This is a genomic window from Rhodococcus phenolicus (genome assembly GCF_001646785.1).
Taxonomy (GTDB): domain Bacteria; phylum Actinomycetota; class Actinomycetes; order Mycobacteriales; family Mycobacteriaceae; genus Rhodococcus; species Rhodococcus phenolicus.
This window is the reverse complement of sequence record NZ_LRRH01000061.1, coordinates 21011-38620: the sequence shown is the minus strand read 5'-3', so window position 1 is coordinate 38620 and position 17610 is coordinate 21011. Positions and strand designations below refer to the sequence as shown.

Genomic DNA, 17610 nt, shown 5'->3' with positions numbered 1-17610 from the left:
CTCAGCAGCGGGCGGTGCGGGCCGCCGCGAGCAGGTCGATGTCCAGCGGAGCGGTCTGCCCGTCGACCGCAGCCTCCCGGAGAGCCTGCAGGACCTCCTCGGCGTCGGCGTTGGGGGAGATCTCCCGCGAGTAGGTGCCCAGCGCCAGATCGACGGTGTCGTCGGTGCGCGTGTCCTGGATCAGTTCGGCACACGGGGCGACCAGCCACACCGTGCTCGCGGCGGCGAGCCCGGCGGCACCGAAGCGGATCTGTCCGTGGCACTGCATGTTCTGATCGACGTAGACCGGGTCGTTGCCGGCCTGCACGTCCGGTGCGCTCGCGAAACCGTAGTCGCCGAGCTGGGCCGCCACATGTGTGGCCTGCCCGCGCTCGCCGTTGGCGTTGAACACGCGCACCCGGGTCGCGGCCACCGGCGCGGGTTCGACGTCGAGCAGCGTCGAACGGTCCACCGTCTCGCCCAGGGGCGCGGGCGTGGGACCGCCCGGTTCGGTTGCCGCGGTCGGTGGGGCGTTGCATGCGACGGTGGTGGCGACCGGTTCCGAGGACGTGAACACCGAGACCCACACGACGATCATGATCGTCGCGAGGATGGCGAACAGGACGACGACCGGGGCCTTGCGCCGCCGGACGAAGGGCCGGCCGCGCTTGTCCGTCGCGCTGCCCTCGGTGATCAGGGAAACCACGCCGCCCTGCCTCTCGTGTCGGTGTCGGTGCGGACATCACTGTAGAGGTCGCCGCGGTGGCGGGCCGATCGGCGCACCGCGCCGAGGTGAACCACCCGAGGAATGTCTCGAGTTGCTGTGGCGTTGGTGACAATTGATCGTCAATTCGTGCACACGCGCGAAACGGTTGAGAAATTCGCTCCGCCGTCGGCTATTGTTCGGCGGCCCGGTCGTCGAGGGAGGCGGCCACGAGGGTTCGGAAAAGGAAGCTCCGGGTATGTCCGGGACCGGGACACCACCGGCGGGAACTTCCCGTGAGAGTCGGGCGTTGCCCAGGCCGGAGAGCACGAACAGTGCTCGTCGGAAGAGCACCTGCACGAGGACTAGAGGTAAGAGGATATGGCGACTGACTACGACGCACCGAGGCGAACCGACAGCGACGAAGTGTCGGAGGACTCACTCGAGGAACTGAAGGCGCGACGCAACGAGGCGCAGTCCGCGGTCGTAGACGTCGACGAATCGGATACTGCCGAATCGTTCGAGCTGCCCGGAGCGGACCTCTCCGGTGAGGAACTGTCGGTGCGCGTCGTCCCGAAGCAGGCCGACGAGTTCACCTGCTCGAGCTGCTTCCTGGTTCACCACCGCAGCCGGTTGGCGAGCGAGGAGAACGGCGTCCTGATCTGTAGGGACTGCGCGGCCTGACGGCAGTTCCGGGGACAGCGGGAGACACGGCCCGCGTCCCCGGGGAGACCACGGCCGTGTCAGCTCTTCGAGGTGTCCGCACATCCCAAGGCGGCCAGCAGTTCTGCTGGCCGCCTTGTGCTGAACAGCCAATAGGGTGTCGGGTCGTCCGGGTCGTCCAGCACGACCAGCGCCATGGTGCCCACCCACGGCCGATGCGAGAGATACGCGGCCGGGTCGAACTGACGGCCCATGGCGGCGCTCTTCGCGCTGGCCGGGACGGCGACACCGCGGGCGATCAGATCGAGCGGCAGGTGAGCGCGGTCCACGACGAGCTCGCCGTCGACCACCCGGATCTCCTTCCGGGACAGCCACCACAGGATCCACACCGGAACGACCAGCAGGACCGCGTAGGGCAGCCAGTCGGGCATGCCCGGGGCCGCCATGTTGAGCTCGGCGGCGACCAGTGCGGCCACACCGAAGCCGATGGGCCACCACCACAGCGGCACCCACAGACGTTCGGAGTAGGTCGGGGAACCGGTTACGCTCGCGGCGGCCGCTCCGGGACGAGATGATTCAGACACGCCGTTCAGAGTAGTCGCCCGCACGAGTAGTCTCGGTCCACGTGACCGACCTACCAGCCGTCCCGCTTCGTCGCCTCGACCCCGGGATCCCCGTGCCGCGTCGGGCCCACGCCGGTGACGCCGGCGTCGACCTGTGCACCACGTCCGACGTGACCATCGAACCGGGCAGACGGGTGCTGGTGGGTACCGGCATCGCGGTGGCGCTGCCGGTCGGCACCGTCGGGCTGATCCACCCGCGATCCGGCCTGGCCGCGAAGTTCGGCCTGTCCGTCGTGAACACCCCCGGCACCGTCGACGCCGGATATCGCGGCGAGATCAAGGTCTGCCTGATCAACCACGATCCCGAGAAGTCGATCGAACTGCGACGCGGCGATCGCATCGCGCAACTCGTCGTCCAGAAGGTCGAACTGGTGGACTTCGTGGAGGTCGACGAACTCGACGACACGACCCGCGGTGCAGGTGGCTACGGATCGAGCGGCGGGCACGCCGGCCTCGTCAAGGAAGGTTTGTGACATGTTCGGACGCCGCAAGAAGAACCGCGACGTGTCCGCCTACGACGAGTCGGGCTACGACGATGCCGGGTACGAGCAGTACGGCGACGGGGTCTCCGGCGAGGCTCCCGCTCCGGGAACGGGTCCGTTCGACATCGACGACATCGGTGAGGACGCGATCGGCACGACCCGGCTCGACCTCGGATCGGTTCTCGTTCCGCTCCCGCCGGGCGGCCAGATCCAGGTCGAGATGGCTCAGAACGGCGCCCCGCAGGCCGTGCACCTGGTGACCCAGCACGGCCGGATCACCGTGACGGCGTATGCGGCACCCAAGTCGCCGGGGCAGTGGCGCGAGGTCGCCGGTGAGCTCGCCGACACGCTGCGCAACGACAAGGCCGCGGTGAGCATCGAGGACGGCCCGTGGGGCCGTGAGCTGCACGGCGTCACACCGAACGCCGACCTGCGGTTCATCGGCGTGGACGGGTACCGCTGGATGATCCGCTGTGTCGTCGCGGGACCGTCCGGTGCGGCTGCCGCGAACACGCCGCTGGTCGAGATCGCGCGGGCCGTCGTCGCCGACACGATCGTCCGTCGTGGAACCGATCCGCACCCGGTGCGCACGCCGCTGCCGGTGGTGCTTCCGCAGGCCCTGGCCGAGCAGCTCGCCGCGGCAGCCCAGCAACAGCAGGCCCAGCAGCAGGCTCAGCAGGGGCAGCGCCCGCAGCAGCAGGCCCCGGTCCGGCAGCCCGAAGCGCCGGTTTCTCCGCCTCCCGCGCCGGCCCCGCAGCCGCCGCGACCGCGACGCGGCGAGTCCGGCTCGGCCATGCAGCAGCTCGGCTTCTGAGCGGCGCGCCCGGCCTGGAGCTCACCCGATGGATGACCGCGCCATCAGGTCGATGTGAGGGGCGCGGCAGCGTCGGGACGCGGATCGCACCCGAGCGGCTGCTGCCTGCCGGACGAAGGTTGACGCGGGACAGTGCTCCCGGCTGCGGTGATTCGTGCGGGGGACCGAATCCACGTCGGCGCACACCGTCTCTCGCGTCCGGTCACTCCTCGCGACGGATCGTCGAGGCGACCTCGGCGAATGCTCCCTCGAGCAGGGTGGCGTAGCGCTGGGCGTCGGGCATGACGTCCGGCGAGGTCATCACCGTGAGGGTGAGATCGTCCCCGAGACCGAACAATCCGTGGATGAGTCCGGCCTCCGACGTGAGGGGCGGGCTGCCGGCACCGAACAACAGTCGCCGGCCGGCCATGGCCCACGGCGTGGTGTCCGCGACCCGGATGCTGGTCAGCACGGTGTGCATGCGGGGGGAGGTGCGGGCCTGCAGGCGGCGCCGGTTCGCGGCGAGTTCGATCGGCAGCAGGAACGAGGGAATCGCGGTGGCGTCGTGCAGGCGGCGCAGGGTCGCGGCCGTCGCCGCGGCCCGGCCCTCCGCGAGCGACGCCTGCACCGCGGTGGTGCGCTCCGGGAGCGAGACGATGCCGGGATGCAGTGCGACGTCCGTCCAGCCGATGCGGTTGACGCCGAGCGTCTCGGGCGCCGCACCGACCGCCAGGGTGACGAACGCCGTCAGATCGGGCGGGCACTGCCCGTCCGTCTCGGTGAGATACCGCTGGAGCGCCACCGACAGGGCGGTGAGCGCGAGCGCGGTCACCGTGACGTTCCGGGGCAGCGGCCCGATCCGGCCCAGCCGGAGGACGAGCAGGGTGCGGCGATCGCCGGGATCGCGGTTGAGGCCCGTGGGGGTGAGGTTCGGTGGGGGTGCCGATCCGGGGATCCCCGCGGCCTGTGCCTGTTTCGCGTCGCGGACAGCGGCGCGCATCGTGCGGACGTACCGCACGGCGGCGCGGGGGGCGCGCGCGATTCCACGTGCCGCCGCAAGCGCGCGATTGACGCGCGGCACCGCCGGTCCCAGCCCCGGGAAGTGCACCGCTTCGGTGCCGTTGCCGAAGAAGCCCTCCCACAAGGGATGGACGATCGGCCCGGAGATCAGCGAGTGGTTGCCGCGGAACACCACCACCGTCGCGGTCGCGGTCGCTCCCGGCACGTCACGGACCTGGTGGAAGACGTCGATCCGCCAGGCGGTCGCCCGGGCGTCGAGCGCGTCGGCCGCCAGGCCGTCGATCGCGTCCAGCAACGATGCCCAATCGAGCCCCACCCGCTCGTCGTGCACCACCCGCTCCTCGATCGGGAGCTCGTCGGCCACCCAGTAGGCGTGGTCCAGGTTCGCGGGGACACCGACGAAGCGGCGGTTCATCTGCCCGTAGAACGGCGCTCGCCGACGGAAGTGCTCGGTGACCTCCGCAGCGGTCGGGGGCACCTCGGCCCCGGAATCGAAGACCCAGAAGTTCACGGGGTCGAGGTGGTGACCGCGATCGGCCTCGAGAACGTAGGCGGCGTCGATCGGCTGGACTTGTGATGTCGGTGACATGCCGCTGCTATCGCACGGACCACTCAGTCGGTTACACGATCCCACGCCGACAGGCAGCCGGTTCCGAGCACGGAGGGATCTGTACCGATGGCGTCGAGGCCGACGGTGGTCAACGCGGCACGGGGGAGCAGTGCGGCCCACTGCTGTGCGACCGCCACCGGATGGACGGCATCGTCGGCAGCGGCGGTGATCCCGACCGGCACGGTGACGGTCGCGAGCCCATCCGTGTCGAGGGCGTGGAAGGCTGCGGCCTCCTCGAGCGCGGACGGCAGGTCCGGCCACTGGGCACGCCACGATCGGGACAGTTCCCGGCCCAGCCACTCCGGACTCGATTCCACCATCGCCGCGATCACGGGTTCCAGTCCGTGGGTACGCAATTCGTGTGCCGTCCACCGGGCGCTGGCCGCGGCGGGCGCGTTCTCCGGGGAGCCGGTCCACGCCGGCAGCGCCGCCAGCACACCGCACGCGGAGGACGGGTTGTGCGCCGCCCAGTGCAGCGCGACCGCGGCGCCGATCGACACACCGCCCGCCAGGATCGCACTCGCGCGCGCCTCGCGGTCGAGGGCCTCGAGATAGCTGTCCACGACGCGGCGCGGGTCGGGATCGACCGCGACGACGCGGATGCCGCGACGCTCGAGCGGGACCCGGAAGGCCGCATCCGCGAACTGTGCATCCGAGCCGGTGCCGGGCAGGACGACGGCGGTCAGCGGAGCGTTCCGGACGGGGGAGGCGGTCGGTTCGGCATCGGGCATGTGTCGATACTGCCGAACGGGAATCCGGGGCCCCACACCGGATGTGGTTGCGGATCTCGATTCGGTCTACAGTGGCCCTCAGAGACCCCAACGTGCGGAATGCGATCCATGCCGCACCCGTTTCAGGAGCGCTGTTATGGCACCCGCCACCGGTTACTTCCGCCGACTGACCCGCCGGCTGACCGAGGACCTCGAGGACATCGATGCCGAGGAGATCGCCGAATCGTCCCAGGCGACCGGTGCCCGCAAGGCCGTCGAGTGCACACGGGGCGAGGAAGTGACGATGTTCGGGCGGCTGCGCAGCGTGGAGACCTGTTCGAAGGCCGCCAGCGCGACGGTCGAGGCCGAATTGTTCGACGGCACGGACGCGGTCGTGCTCGCGTGGATCGGCCGCCGCCGGATCCCGGGCATCGAACCGGGCAAGACGATTCTGGTACGTGGTCGCCTCGGTGAACGCGACGGCGCGAAGATCATCTACAACCCCTACTACGAGCTGCGCGAACGCGTCTGATCGGTCGCCGCCTCCCGGCGATCCCCCACGCAGGCAGGATCCGGGCGGACGCTCGCGCGGAAGCGCCGGTACCGCGTTGTGGCACCCTCGTAGGAGTGAGCGACAGCAAGCAGCCGACGGTACTCGAGCAACTCGGTGGATTCAGCGGGTTGGTGTCCTCGACGCTACCCGTCCTGGTCTTCGTCCCCGTCAACAGCATATGGGGGCTGACCGCGGCGATCTGGTCGGCGATCGCTGTCGCGACCGCGGTGCTGGTGTGGCGGCTGGTACAGCGCACCCCGATCCAACCGGCGGTCTCCGGTTTCATCGGTGTCGCGGTGTGCGCGTTCATCGCCCACCGGACGGGCGACGCCAAGGGCTATTTCCTGTTCGGGATCTACAGCAGTCTCGCGTACGGCGCGGTCTTCCTGGCATCGGTGCTGGTGCGCTATCCGCTCGTCGGCGTGATCTGGGGCATGCTCAACGGCCACGGCAGCGGGTGGCGCGCCCATCGGGACGCGGTGCGCGCCTACGACCTCGCGACGATCGCGTGGGCCCTGGTGTTCCTGGCCCGGTACCTGGTGCAGAACCACCTCTACGACGCCGACCGCACCGGCTGGCTCGCGGTCGCCCGGATCGGGATGGGCTGGCCGCTGACCGCGATCGTGTTGCTGGTGACGCTGTGGGCGGTGCGTCGCGCGGATCGCATCGTCGAACCCGCCGTCGCCGCGGAGGAGGGCTCGCTGCCGGGTGGCGAGAAGCGCCGCGACGACGACTGACGGTGGTCTAGAGCCCGATCGCCTCGCGCAGCTCCTGCTCGACCTCGACGGACGCGACGAACAGCAGTTCGTCGCCGCCCTCGAGCGGATCGTCCGGCTGGGGCACGATCACCCGCTCGCCCCGCAGGATCGTCACCAGTGCCGCGTCGCGCGGCAGGGCCAGTTTGCGGACCGGTTTCCCGGCGAGCGCGGTCGTGTCCGGCAGGGTGATCTCGACGAGATTGGCACCCTTGCGCAGCGTCATCAGGCGCACCAGGTCGCCGACCGAGACCGCTTCCTCGACGAGGGCCGCGAGCATCCGCGGCGTGGACACCGCCACGTCGACACCCCACGACTCGTCGAACAACCATTCGTTGCGCGGGTCGTTGACGCGGGCCACCACCCGCGACACCGCGAATTCGGTGGTCGCGAGCAGGCTGAGGACGAGATTGGTCTTGTCGTCGCCGGTCGCGGCGATGACCACGTCGTAGCTCTGGAGCTCGGCCGCCTCGAGCAGGCTCAGCTCGCAGGCGTCGGCGTGGACCCACTTCGCGTCCGGCACCGACTCGGGTTCGACGTGCTCGAGTTTGCGCTCGAGCAGCATGACTTCGTGTTTGTTGCGGATGAGTTCGCGCGCGATCGAGCGCCCGACAGCCCCCGCACCGGCGATGGCCACCTTCATCGGCCTGGTCCTCTCAGTCGTTCTCGGCGGGCGGGCTCGCGGCCAGGGCGAGAGCCTCGGCGACGGTGCCCGACACCGCCGCGATGTACACCTGGTCGTCGGCCTGCAGCACGGTCTTGCGGTCGGGCAGCACGCCGGCGCCGAAACGGATGATGAACGCGACCCGCGACTGCGTCGCCGCCTCGAGTTCGGTGACGTTCCGGCCGATCCACTCCTCGTTGAGGCTGACCTCCGCGACCGCGACCGTGCCGGTGGGGTCCCGCCAGCGGGTGGTCTCGGCGTCGCGGACGAGCGAGTGCAGGAACCGGTCCGTGGTCCACGGGACGGTCGCGACCGTGGGGATGCCGAGGCGTTCGTAGACCGCCGCGCGCTTGGCGTCGTAGATGCGGGCGACGACCCGCTCGATGCCGAATGTCTCGCGCGCCACACGCGCGGAGATGATGTTGGAATTGTCACCGGAGGACACCGCGGCGAACGCGTCGGCGCGTTCGATTCCGGCCCGGACGAGTACGTCCCGGTCGAATCCCATTCCGACGATCGTCGTTCCCGGGAAGTCGGGGCCCAGGCGCAGGAAGGCGCTCGGGTCCCGGTCGATGACGGCGACGTCGTTCCCCAGCCGGACGAGGGCCGCGGCCAGCGACGATCCCACACGGCCACATCCCATGACCACCACGAACACGTTCGACTCCGTTCCGCTGTTGCGCCCGACCGGCAACGTCGATCATCCGGGATCGCCGGAGTTGCCGAACCGAAACCGTACCGCTCCGGGTGACGGATGCGTGTACTTCCGGTCCGGCGGTCCTTCGGGATCCGACCATATCGGGCAGCGGAGCGGGTCCGCGGTCGATCGTCCGCGGGACGGCTTACGCTTTGCGAGTGTCCAAACTTTCGACCGCCACGAAGCGGTTGTTGTTGGGGAGGCCGTTCCGGAGCGACACGCTCGGCCACACCCTGTTGCCGAAGCGAATCGCCTTGCCGGTCTTCGCGTCGGACGCCCTTTCGTCGGTGGCGTACGCGCCCGAGGAGATCTTCCTCGTCCTGTCGATCGCAGGCATGTCGGCGTTCGTTTTCGCCCCGTGGATCGGGGTCATGGTCGCGATCGTGCTGGCCGTCGTCGTGGCCAGCTACCGGCAGAACGTGCATGCCTATCCATCCGGTGGTGGCGACTACGAGGTCGCGACGGTCAACCTCGGCCCGACCGCCGGCCTGACCGTCGGCAGCGCCCTGATGGTCGACTACGTGCTCACCGTCGCCGTGTCGATCTCGTCGGCCGCGGCGAACATCGGCTCGGCGGTGCCGTTCGTCGCGCAGCACAAGGTGCTGTTCGCGATCACCGCCATCGCGATCCTGACCGCGGTCAACCTGCGCGGCCTCCGCGAGGCCGGCACCGCCTTCGCCATTCCGACCTACGCGTTCATGATCGGTGTGCTGGCCATGCTCGTGTGGGGCCTGACCCGCATCTTCGTCCTGGGGGAGGACCTGCAGGCCGAATCGGCCGCGTTCGAACTCACGGCCGAGCACTCGGACCTGACCGGCATCGCGTTCGCGTTCCTCATCGCGCGCGCGTTCTCCTCCGGCTGTGCCGCGCTGACCGGGGTCGAGGCGATCAGCAACGGCGTGCCTGCCTTCCGTAAGCCCAAGTCGCGCAACGCGGCGACCACCCTGCTGCTCCTCGGTGGCATCGCGGTCACCCTGTTGCTGGGCATCATCGTGCTCGCGGAGAAGGTGGGCGTCGTGATCGCCGAGGATCCCGCGACCCAGCTGCAGGGCGCGCCGGACGACTACCACCAGAAGACGCTCATCGCCCAGCTCGCATCCACCGTCTTCGACAACTTCCCGCTCGGCTTCTACCTGATCACCATCGTCACGGCCCTGATCCTGGTGCTCGCCGCCAACACCGCGTTCAACGGGTTTCCGGTGCTCGCGTCGGTGCTGGCGCAGGACCGGTACCTGCCGCGCCAGCTGCACACCCGTGGCGACCGGCTCGCGTTCAGCAACGGCATCCTGTTCCTCTCGGGCGTTGCGATCGTGTTCGTGTGGGTGTTCGGCGCCGAGGTCACCCACCTGATCCAGCTCTACATCGTCGGGGTGTTCGTGTCGTTCACGCTGAGCCAGACCGGCATGATCCGGCACTGGACCCGGCACCTGGCGACCGAGACCGATCCGGTGCAGCGCCGCCGCATGAGCCGTTCGCGCGTGGTCAACACGATCGGCCTGATCATGACCGCGACCGTTCTGGTGATCGTGCTGATCACCAAGTTCGTCGCCGGCGCGTGGATCGCCATCGTGACGATGGTGGCGATCTTCGGTCTGATGAAGGCGATCCGCCGGCACTACGACAGCGTCGCCGAGGAACTCGAGAACACCGAGTGGAACGGGGTGCTTCCGAGCCGCACCCATTCGATCGTGCTCGTCTCGAAGATGCACCATCCGACGATGCGCGCCCTCGCCTACGCGCGGGCGACCCGGCCGGACACGCTCGAGGCGGTCACCGTGAACGTGGACGACGCGGACACCCGGCAGCTGGTGCGCCAGTGGGAGAGCAGCGACATCACGGTGCCGCTCAAGGTCGTCGAATCGCCGTACCGGGAGATCACGCGCCCGGTGCTCGAGTACGTCAAGCGCGTCCGGCGCGACTCGCCGCGTGATGTGGTGACCGTGTTCATTCCCGAGTACGTGGTCGGGCGCTGGTGGGAACAGATCCTGCACAACCAGAGCGCGCTGCGCCTGAAGAGCCGGCTGCTCTTCCAGCCCGGGGTCATGGTCACCAGCGTGCCCTGGCAGCTGCACTCCTCGGCAGGCGTGCGCAAGGAACGAATCGACGCGGCGCCCGGCGCCGTACGTCGCGGAATCGACGATCAGGAGGAACAGCGGTGAGCCGGCACGAACGGCAGGTCCCCGGTACGGATTGGTCAGGTCGCCGGATCGAGGTGATCCTCGGGAATCCCGCCCACGGAGGCTCGTTCGTCGCGCGACACGAGGGGCGGGTCGTGTTCGTGCGGCACGGGCTGCCCGGCGAGCGGGTGGTCGCGGTCGTCACCGAAGATCGCGGCGGGTCGTTCTGCTTCGCCGACGCGGTCGAGATCCTGGAGGCGTCGCCGGACCGGGTGAGCCCGGTGTGCCCGATCTCCGGGCCGGGCGGCGCCGGTTGCTGCGATCTGTCCCACGCGAGCGTGCCCGCGCAGCAGCGGATCGGCGCGGCGGTCGTGGCGGAACAGTTGCGGCGGCTGGGCGGTGTCGAGCGCGCGGTCGAGGTCGAGTTGCTTCCGGGGGGCGCTCCCGACGGCACCCGGTGGCGGACCCGGGTGCGCCTGGCGGTCGACCGGGCCGGAAACCCGGGCTTCCGGCGACATCACAGTCACGACGTGGAGACGGACCTCGCGTGCCCGCAGATCGAGGCGCGGGCCTATGCCGGACTGACCGACCGGGTGTGGCAGCCCGGCGCCGAACTGCAGGTGGTGCTGGACGCGGAGGGCGAGCGGCACGTCGTGGAGATCGCGCCTCCGCACGTCTCGCGGACGGGCCGACGCAGTCCCGGCCGCCGGGGTACGTCCGCGCGGCGCGCGGCGGCGAGCGCACCGCGCGCGGAGAAGGTGATCGAGGGGTCGGGCCGGCCCGTCGAGCGGGTGGGGACGCGCGAGTGGACCCTGTCCGCCACGGGCTTCTGGCAGGCGCACCGCGGCGCCGCGGCGACCTATTCGGCGGTCGTGGGGGAGTGGGCCGATGTTTCCGCGGGAGCGACGGCCTGGGACCTGTACGGCGGAGTCGGGGTGTTCGCGGCAGCGCTGGCCGAGCGGGTCGGCGAGAGCGGCCGGATCGAGTCGGTGGAGTTCTCGCGCGGAGCCGTGGACGACGGCGCGCTCGCGCTGGCCGATCTGCCGCAGGTGCGGTTCCATCACGCGCGGGTCGAGCGGACGATCGCCGATCTGCCACGTCCCGAGCTGGTGGTGCTGGATCCGCCGCGGGCGGGTGCCGGCCGTGAGGTGATCGAGACGATCGCGGCGGCAGGTCCCGAGCGGATCGTGCACGTCGGGTGTGATGCCGCGTCCTTCGGCCGCGACGTCGGGCTGTATCGCTCCCACGGTTTCGAACTCGCCGACCTGCGGGTGTTCGCGGCGTTCCCGTCCACGCACCACGTGGAGTGCGTGGCCCTGTTCACACGCTGATCGTCGAACGACGAGAGCCCGGTACGGCTGCCCCGTGCCGGGCTCTGTCCGTTTTGTGGGTAATTGCTTGCAGCAATCAACTAACGTATAGTTGCATGACGCAAGCAATTGATTTTCGAACGGAGTAGTCGGATGGCGGTTCCCCCGGACACGGCGAGCGCCTTGATGGATGTGATCTTCGTGCTCGGCCGCACGCTTCGGACCACGCTCTCGCACATGGACGACGACCTGCTGCCCGCCGCACTGGCGGGAGTTCTCTTCCTGCTGTGGCGTACCGGCGAATGCCGGCCCAGCGAACTCGCCGCCGAGATGTGCGTGAGCCAATCCGCCCTCAGTCGCCAGATCGGGGAACTCGTCGAGCGGGGCTACATCGAAAGACATCCCGACCCCGACGACAAACGCGCCCACCGGGTGCGGGTCTCCGAAGCGGGCGCCGACGTGCTGCGGGGAGTCCGCAGCCGGCGCGCCGCACGGCTCGGCGAAGCCCTCGCCGACTGGAACGAAGCCGAAACGGACGCGGCGCTCCGAATTCTCGGTCGCCTCAACGACACGCTTGCGCCCGTTCTCACCGATAACGCACGAAGGACCGCTTGATGACCCAGACAACGCACGGAGTCGCACCGGGGGCACACCCGGGTGACTCGATGACCCACCGGGAGATCCTCGAGGTACTCGCCGGTCTCCTCGCCGCACTGTTCACGGCGATGCTCAGCAGCACCATCGTGGCGACGGCCCTGCCCACCATCATCGGTGACCTGCAGGGCAGCCAGACCCAGTACGCGTGGGTCATCACCACCGCGCTGCTCGCGAACGCCGCCAGCACCCCGATCTGGGGCAAGCTCGCCGACCTGTTCAACAAGAAGACACTCGTGCAGTCCGCGATCGTGATCTTCGTCGCCGGTTCCATCCTCGCCGGTGTCGCCCACAACGTGCCGGTGCTGCTCGCCGCACGTGTCGTCCAGGGCCTGGGCATGGGTGGCCTGACCGCACTCGTCGTCGCGATCATCGGCACGATCATCCCGCCGCGCGACCGGGGCCGGTACTCCGGTTACATGGGCGCCGTCATGGCGGTGGCCATGTCCGGCGGCCCGATCCTCGGCGGCGTCATCGTCGACAGCCCCCTCGGCTGGCGCTGGTGCTTCTACGTGTGCGTGCCGATCGCCGTGCTCTCGCTGGTGCTGCTGCAGCGCACTCTGCACATGACCACCGAACGCAAGAGCGACGTGCGCATCGACTGGCTCGGCGCGACCCTGCTCACCGCCGGTGTCAGCGTCCTGCTGGTGTGGGTCTCGTTCGCCGGCTCGAGCTTCGAGTGGCTGTCCACCGAATCGGCCGTGTACGTGATCGTCGGCCTCGCCCTGCTCGTCGCCACCGTGATCGTCGAGTCGAAGGTGGCCGACCCGGTCATCCCGCTGAAGATCATCACCGAGCGCACCACCGGGCTCGCCATCATCGCCTCCATCGCCGTCGGTATCGGCCTGTTCGGTGCCACGACCTTCCTCGGTCAGTACTTCCAGACCGCACGCGGCTTCAGCCCCACCGAAGCCGGCATGCTGACCATTCCGATGGTCCTGGGCACGCTCGTCTCGTCCGTCGTCTCCGGCCAGCTCATCACCCGATTCGGTGAGTGGAAGGCATTCCTGATCGGCGGCGCCGTCCTGCAGTTCGCCGGATTCGCGCTGCTGGGCACGATCGATCACGCGACGTCGCTGTGGTTGATCGGCGGATACATCGCGATCGTCGGCCTCGGCACCGGCATGCTCATGCAGAACCTGGTGCTCGCGGTGCAGAACACCGTCAGCGTCCGCAACATCGGTGCGGCCAGCAGTTCGGTCGCGTTCTTCCGGACCTTCGGCGGTGCGATCGGCGTCTCCGTCCTCGGCTCGATCCTCGCCAGCCGGGTCGCCACCCTGTCGGCCGAGGGCTTCGCGAAGCTCGGGATCGACGCCGGCTCCGGTGACGGGGGCGGCAACCTCGACCTGGCCGCGATGCCGGAGCCGATCGCGGCGATCATCCGCGGCGCCTACGGGGACGCCACCGGCCGGCTGTTCCTCGTCGCCGCCGCGTTCGCGGTCGTGACCCTCGTCGCGGTCGCCCTGATCCCGAAGCGGCAGCTCCGGACCACCATCGACATGGTCCCGGAGGAGAAGGAGCCCGTGGCAGTGTCCTGATGCCGGGGCTATCGGTCGGAGCGGTCGACGCCGCGCACCACGCGAACATCACGCGAGGTGCGCGGCGTCGCTGTCTCGTCGCGCGGAGCCGATGTCCGGAGGGGCATAGGCTGTGATGTACCTCACGATGACCCTCCGCTGAGACGATGACCTCGGTGTGAGACCCGCCGTGGGGGAGGTGTGAGGACGGGAGTGCCCCGCGCGCTCCGTAGACTGAGTGGAACCGCTCGCGCGGCGTCGCGCGAGTCGAGCCGGAGGGAGCAGAACCAGTTGGGTGTCCTTTCCCGCATCCAGTCGCCCGACGACGTGCGGCGGCTCACGCCCGCCGAGGTCAAGGAGCTCGCCGGTGAGATCCGTCGATTCCTCGTCGAGAAGGTCTCCGCCACCGGTGGTCACCTCGGTCCGAACCTCGGTGTCGTCGAACTGACTCTCGCGTTGCATCGCATCTTCGATTCACCGCACGACCCGATCCTGTTCGACACCGGTCACCAGGCCTACGTGCACAAGATCCTCACCGGTCGTGCCGACGGCTTCGACACGCTGCGTCAGAAGGGCGGCCTGTCCGGCTACCCGTGCCGCGCCGAGAGCGAACACGACTGGGTCGAGTCGTCGCACGCGTCGGCGGCCCTGTCCTACGCGGACGGCCTGGCCAAGGCGTACGCGCTCAGCGGCCGGCGCGACCGCACCGTCGTCGCGGTCGTCGGGGACGGCGCGCTCACCGGCGGCATGTGCTGGGAAGCGCTCAACAACATCGCCGCCGGCAAGGACCGGTCGGTGGTGATCGTCGTCAACGACAACGGCCGCTCCTACGCGCCGACGATCGGCGGGCTCGCGGACCATCTGGCGGCCCTGCGGCTCCAGCCCGGCTACGAGAAGGTTCTCGACAACAGCCGCCGCTTCGTGAAGAAGCTGCCGTGGATCGGTCCGGCTGCATATTCCGTGCTGCACGGGATGAAGGCCGGGATCAAGGACGCGGTCAGCCCGCAGGTGTTGTTCACCGACCTGGGCATCAAGTATCTCGGTCCCGTCGACGGACACGACGAACTCGCCCTCGAAGGGGCCCTGCGCCGCGCCAAGGCGTACGGCGGGCCGGTGCTCGTGCACGCGGTCACCCGCAAGGGTGCCGGATACGCTCCGGCCGAGAACCACAAGGCCGACCAGATGCACGCGACCGGGATCATGGATCCGCGCACCGGCCGGTCCACCTCGTCGACATCGGCACCGGACTGGACGTCGGTGTTCTCCGACGAACTCATCGCGCAGGCGCAGGACCGCAGCGACATCGTCGCGATCACCGCCGCGATGGCCGGACCCACCGGGCTCGCGAAGTTCGGAGAACGGTTCCCCGACCGGATGTTCGACGTCGGTATCGCCGAGCAGCACGCGGTCACCTCCGCTGCCGGCCTGGCCCTGGGCGGCATGCACCCGGTGGTCGCGGTGTACTCGACGTTCCTCAACCGCGCGTTCGACCAGTTGCTCATGGACGTCGCGCTGCTGAAGCTGCCGGTCACCCTCGTGCTCGACCGTGCCGGCATCACCGGCGCCGACGGCGCCAGCCACAACGGCATGTGGGACTTCTCGCTCCTGGGAATGGTGCCGGGTATGCGTGTGGCGGCGCCGCGCGACGGCACGACGCTGCGCGAGGAACTCGGCGAGGCACTCGCGATCGACGACGGGCCGACCGCCGTACGATTCCCGAAGGGCGCGGTGGGCGAGGACATTCCGGCACTCGAACGGGTCGACGGTGTCGTCGACGTGCTGCGGATGCCGGAGGGACGCAGCGGCGACGTACTGCTCGTCGCGGTCGGCGCATTCGCCGGCCTGGCACTCGAAACCGCGGAACGCCTGGCACAGCAGGGCATCACCGCAGCGGTCGTCGACCCGCGGTGGGTGCTCCCGGTGCCGGCCGCGGTGACCGAACTCGCCCGCAATTTCCGTGTCGTGGTGACCGTCGAGGACAGCGGCGTGCACGGCGGCGTCGGATCCGCGGTCGCGGCGGCGCTGAGCAACGCCGACATCGACGTGCCCACCCGGGAACTGGGTGTGCCGCAACGTTTCCTCGACCACGCCTCCCGCGGTCAGATCCACCAGGAGCTCGGGCTGACCGCGCAGGACGTCGCTCGGCGCATCACCGGATGGGTCGCCGGTCTCGACTCCGCCGACCCGGCGGAATCGGTCGAGGAGCGCAAGCGCGGCGTCGGCTGACTCGTGAAACGGCAGTCGATCCCCGGGCCACGGCCCGGGGATCGACTTTTTCGGGGACCGCTGCGACGTCAGGCGTGCATGTCCTCGAGTTCCATACCCTTCGTCTCCGGGATCTTCGCGCGGACGAAGAAGAACGACAGGAGCGCGAACAGCGCGAACAGGCTGTAGAGGAACCACAGTCCCACGGTGTTGGTCAGCGGCGGGAACGCCAGGGTGACAGTGAAGTTCGCCAGCCAGTTCGCGGCCGTGCTCAAACCCAGTGCGACCGCGCGCATTCGATTGGGGAACATCTCGCCGAGCATCACCCACATGATCGGTCCCCACGTGGCGGCGAAGAACACCACGAACATGTTGGCGCCGACGAGCGCGACCGCACCCCACGGGCTGGGCAGTTCGACGTTCTCGCCTTCGCCGACGGCCTGCGAGAACGCGACGGCGGCGAGCAGCAGGCTCACGAACATCCCGATCGAGCCGATCATGAGCAGGATGCGCCGGCCGATGCGGTCGACGAACAGGATCGCCACGAACGTCATCCCCACGTTGATCACCGACGTGATCACCGAGGTCGTGAACGACTGGTTCTCGCTGAATCCCACCGACTTCCACAGTGTCGTCGAGTAGTAGAAGATCGCGTTGATACCGACGAACTGCTGGAAGATCGCCATGATGATGCCGATCCACACCAACGGCTGCAGTCCGAACCGCGGTCCGCGGATGTCGCCGAACGAACGGGTCGACTCGCGGCGCAAGGTCAGACGGATCTCGTGGACGCGTTCGTGCGGTTCGAGCTCGCCGGTGATGTTCGCGAGGATCTCCGCGGCCTCACGGTCGAGGTTCTTGCCCACCAGGAACCGCGGGGACTCCGGGATCATCAGTGCCAGAACCCCGTACACGATTGCGGGGACGACGCCGACCAGGAACATCCAGCGCCACGCCTCGAGACCCCACCACAGATCGTTCGACGGCCCGCCGGCGGCGTTCTGCAGCACCGCATCCGACAGCAGGGCCGCGAAGATACCGACGGTGATGGCGAGCTGCTGCAACGAGGCGAGGCTGCCGCGATAGCGGGCGGGAGCGATCTCGGAGATGTACGTCGGGGCGATCACGGAGGCGATGCCGATGCCGACACCGCCGAGCACACGCCAGAGCATCAGATCGGGGACGCTGAACGCGAGTCCGGATCCGATGGAGGAGACGGTGAACAGCGCCGAGCCGAGCAGCATCACCTTCTTGCGGCCCCACCGGTCGGCGAGTTCACCGGCGAACCAGGCACCGACCGCGCAGCCGAGCAGGGCGATCGCGACCACGAAGCCGGTGAAGAAGTCGCCGAGCCCGAAGTTCCCCTGGATCGAGTCGACGGCCCCGTTGATGACGGAACTGTCGAATCCGAACAGGAATCCGCCGACCGCCGCGGCGACGGTCACGGCGATGACCTTGGCTGCGTGCCCACCGGAGGGTTGCGTCATCGGCCACCTGCTTTCCTCGGGCATCGCTGCCGCGCTGCGAGACGAATTTCACGCTACGCCCGCAGTAC

At 69.3% G+C, this 17610-nt stretch carries 17 protein-coding genes; 10 read left to right on the top strand and 7 right to left on the bottom strand.

What is annotated here, in order from left to right:
- Position 1: 1 nt before the first annotated feature.
- Positions 2 to 685 (bottom strand): envelope integrity protein Cei, encoded by a 684-nt coding sequence (gene cei, locus A8G15_RS17305; protein ID WP_068162128.1) that lies wholly within the window; start codon positions 683 to 685, stop codon positions 2 to 4.
- 378 nt (positions 686 to 1063) lie between these two features.
- On the opposite strand from cei, the gene A8G15_RS17300 reads away from it, so the two are divergent.
- Positions 1064 to 1366: a DUF4193 domain-containing protein gene (locus A8G15_RS17300; RefSeq protein ID WP_068162126.1), complete on the top strand. Its 303-nt coding sequence runs from the start codon at positions 1064 to 1066 to the stop codon at positions 1364 to 1366.
- 59 nt (positions 1367 to 1425) lie between these two features.
- On the opposite strand, the gene A8G15_RS17295 is transcribed toward A8G15_RS17300, so the two are convergent.
- On the bottom strand, positions 1426 to 1929 hold the full coding sequence (locus A8G15_RS17295) for a DUF3093 domain-containing protein (RefSeq protein ID WP_245687879.1): 504 nt from the start codon (positions 1927 to 1929) through the stop codon (positions 1426 to 1428).
- 41 nt (positions 1930 to 1970) lie between these two features.
- On the opposite strand from A8G15_RS17295, the gene dut reads away from it, so the two are divergent.
- Both dut and A8G15_RS17285 read left to right on the top strand, forming a co-directional pair.
- Positions 1971 to 2441: a dUTP diphosphatase gene (gene dut, locus A8G15_RS17290; protein WP_068162123.1), complete on the top strand. Its 471-nt coding sequence runs from the start codon at positions 1971 to 1973 to the stop codon at positions 2439 to 2441.
- Position 2442: 1 nt separating this feature from the next.
- A complete protein-coding gene (locus A8G15_RS17285) occupies positions 2443 to 3264 on the top strand; it encodes a DUF3710 domain-containing protein (protein ID WP_068162120.1) in 822 nt (273 codons plus the stop codon).
- Positions 3265 to 3466: 202 nt separating this feature from the next.
- Here the strand turns inward: A8G15_RS17285 and A8G15_RS17280 are convergent, their stop codons facing one another.
- Together A8G15_RS17280 and A8G15_RS17275 are read right to left on the bottom strand one after the other, a co-directional pair.
- Positions 3467 to 4852, bottom strand: a complete 1386-nt coding sequence (locus tag A8G15_RS17280; protein WP_068162119.1) for a WS/DGAT domain-containing protein — start codon at positions 4850 to 4852, stop codon at positions 3467 to 3469.
- 23 nt (positions 4853 to 4875) lie between these two features.
- Entirely contained in the window at positions 4876 to 5604 is a 729-nt protein-coding gene (locus tag A8G15_RS17275; protein ID WP_068162116.1) for an alpha/beta fold hydrolase, read from the bottom strand.
- Between the two features lie 136 nt (positions 5605 to 5740).
- Here A8G15_RS17275 and A8G15_RS17270 point away from each other — a divergent pair, with 136 nt between their 5' ends.
- Positions 5741 to 6115, top strand: coding sequence for an OB-fold nucleic acid binding domain-containing protein (locus A8G15_RS17270; protein ID WP_068162113.1), 375 nt, complete (start codon positions 5741 to 5743; stop codon positions 6113 to 6115).
- Positions 6116 to 6210: 95 nt separating this feature from the next.
- A complete protein-coding gene (locus A8G15_RS17265) occupies positions 6211 to 6873 on the top strand; it encodes a DUF3159 domain-containing protein (protein ID WP_068162111.1) in 663 nt (220 codons plus the stop codon).
- Positions 6874 to 6880: 7 nt separating this feature from the next.
- Here the strand turns inward: A8G15_RS17265 and A8G15_RS17260 are convergent, their stop codons facing one another.
- Both A8G15_RS17260 and A8G15_RS17255 read right to left on the bottom strand, forming a co-directional pair.
- A complete protein-coding gene (locus A8G15_RS17260; protein ID WP_068162108.1) occupies positions 6881 to 7534 on the bottom strand; it encodes a potassium channel family protein in 654 nt (217 codons plus the stop codon).
- A 13-nt stretch (positions 7535 to 7547) separates the two neighbouring features.
- Positions 7548 to 8213 carry a potassium channel family protein gene (locus A8G15_RS17255; RefSeq protein ID WP_068162406.1) on the bottom strand — a complete coding sequence of 222 codons (666 nt, stop codon included), beginning with the start codon at positions 8211 to 8213 and terminating at the stop codon, positions 7548 to 7550.
- Positions 8214 to 8410: 197 nt separating this feature from the next.
- Between A8G15_RS17255 and A8G15_RS17250 the strand changes: the two genes are divergently transcribed.
- The 5 genes from A8G15_RS17250 (at position 8411) to dxs (ending at position 16076) form a co-directional block, all read left to right on the top strand.
- On the top strand, positions 8411 to 10411 hold the full coding sequence (locus A8G15_RS17250; RefSeq protein WP_068162103.1) for an APC family permease: 2001 nt from the start codon (positions 8411 to 8413) through the stop codon (positions 10409 to 10411).
- Positions 10408 to 11700, top strand: a complete 1293-nt coding sequence (locus A8G15_RS17245) for a class I SAM-dependent RNA methyltransferase (protein WP_068162100.1) — start codon at positions 10408 to 10410, stop codon at positions 11698 to 11700. The genes A8G15_RS17250 and A8G15_RS17245 overlap by 4 nt, the downstream gene beginning before the upstream one ends.
- 132 nt (positions 11701 to 11832) lie before the next feature.
- Positions 11833 to 12294 (top strand): MarR family winged helix-turn-helix transcriptional regulator, encoded by a 462-nt coding sequence (locus A8G15_RS17240; protein WP_068162097.1) that lies wholly within the window; start codon positions 11833 to 11835, stop codon positions 12292 to 12294.
- Entirely contained in the window at positions 12294 to 13871 is a 1578-nt protein-coding gene (locus A8G15_RS17235; RefSeq protein ID WP_425415101.1) for an MDR family MFS transporter, read from the top strand. Before A8G15_RS17240 ends, A8G15_RS17235 begins: the two co-directional genes overlap by 1 nt.
- Before the next feature lie 270 nt (positions 13872 to 14141).
- Complete coding sequence (gene dxs, locus A8G15_RS17230) at positions 14142 to 16076, top strand: 1-deoxy-D-xylulose-5-phosphate synthase (protein WP_068162094.1); 1935 nt, start codon at positions 14142 to 14144, stop codon at positions 16074 to 16076.
- 68 nt (positions 16077 to 16144) lie between these two features.
- On the opposite strand, the gene A8G15_RS17225 is transcribed toward dxs, so the two are convergent.
- Positions 16145 to 17542, bottom strand: coding sequence for a sugar porter family MFS transporter (locus A8G15_RS17225; RefSeq protein ID WP_068162401.1), 1398 nt, complete (start codon positions 17540 to 17542; stop codon positions 16145 to 16147).
- Positions 17543 to 17610: the final 68 nt, after the last annotated feature.

Excerpts from the sequence above, each read along its gene's own strand:
- A8G15_RS17300 (WP_068162126.1), top strand. The coding sequence starts at position 1,064 with ATGGCGACTGACTACGACGCACCGAGGCGAACCGACAGCGACGAAGTG.
- A8G15_RS17285 (WP_068162120.1), top strand. The coding sequence starts at position 2,443 with ATGTTCGGACGCCGCAAGAAGAACCGCGACGTGTCCGCCTACGACGAG.
- A8G15_RS17280 (WP_068162119.1), bottom strand. The coding sequence starts at position 4,852 with ATGTCACCGACATCACAAGTCCAGCCGATCGACGCCGCCTACGTTCTC.
- A8G15_RS17275 (WP_068162116.1), bottom strand. The coding sequence starts at position 5,604 with ATGCCCGATGCCGAACCGACCGCCTCCCCCGTCCGGAACGCTCCGCTG.
- A8G15_RS17270 (WP_068162113.1), top strand. The coding sequence starts at position 5,741 with ATGGCACCCGCCACCGGTTACTTCCGCCGACTGACCCGCCGGCTGACC.
- A8G15_RS17260 (WP_068162108.1), bottom strand. The coding sequence starts at position 7,534 with ATGAAGGTGGCCATCGCCGGTGCGGGGGCTGTCGGGCGCTCGATCGCG.
- A8G15_RS17240 (WP_068162097.1), top strand. The coding sequence starts at position 11,833 with ATGGCGGTTCCCCCGGACACGGCGAGCGCCTTGATGGATGTGATCTTC.
- A8G15_RS17235 (WP_425415101.1), top strand. The coding sequence starts at position 12,294 with ATGACCCAGACAACGCACGGAGTCGCACCGGGGGCACACCCGGGTGAC.
- A8G15_RS17225 (WP_068162401.1), bottom strand. The coding sequence starts at position 17,542 with ATGACGCAACCCTCCGGTGGGCACGCAGCCAAGGTCATCGCCGTGACC.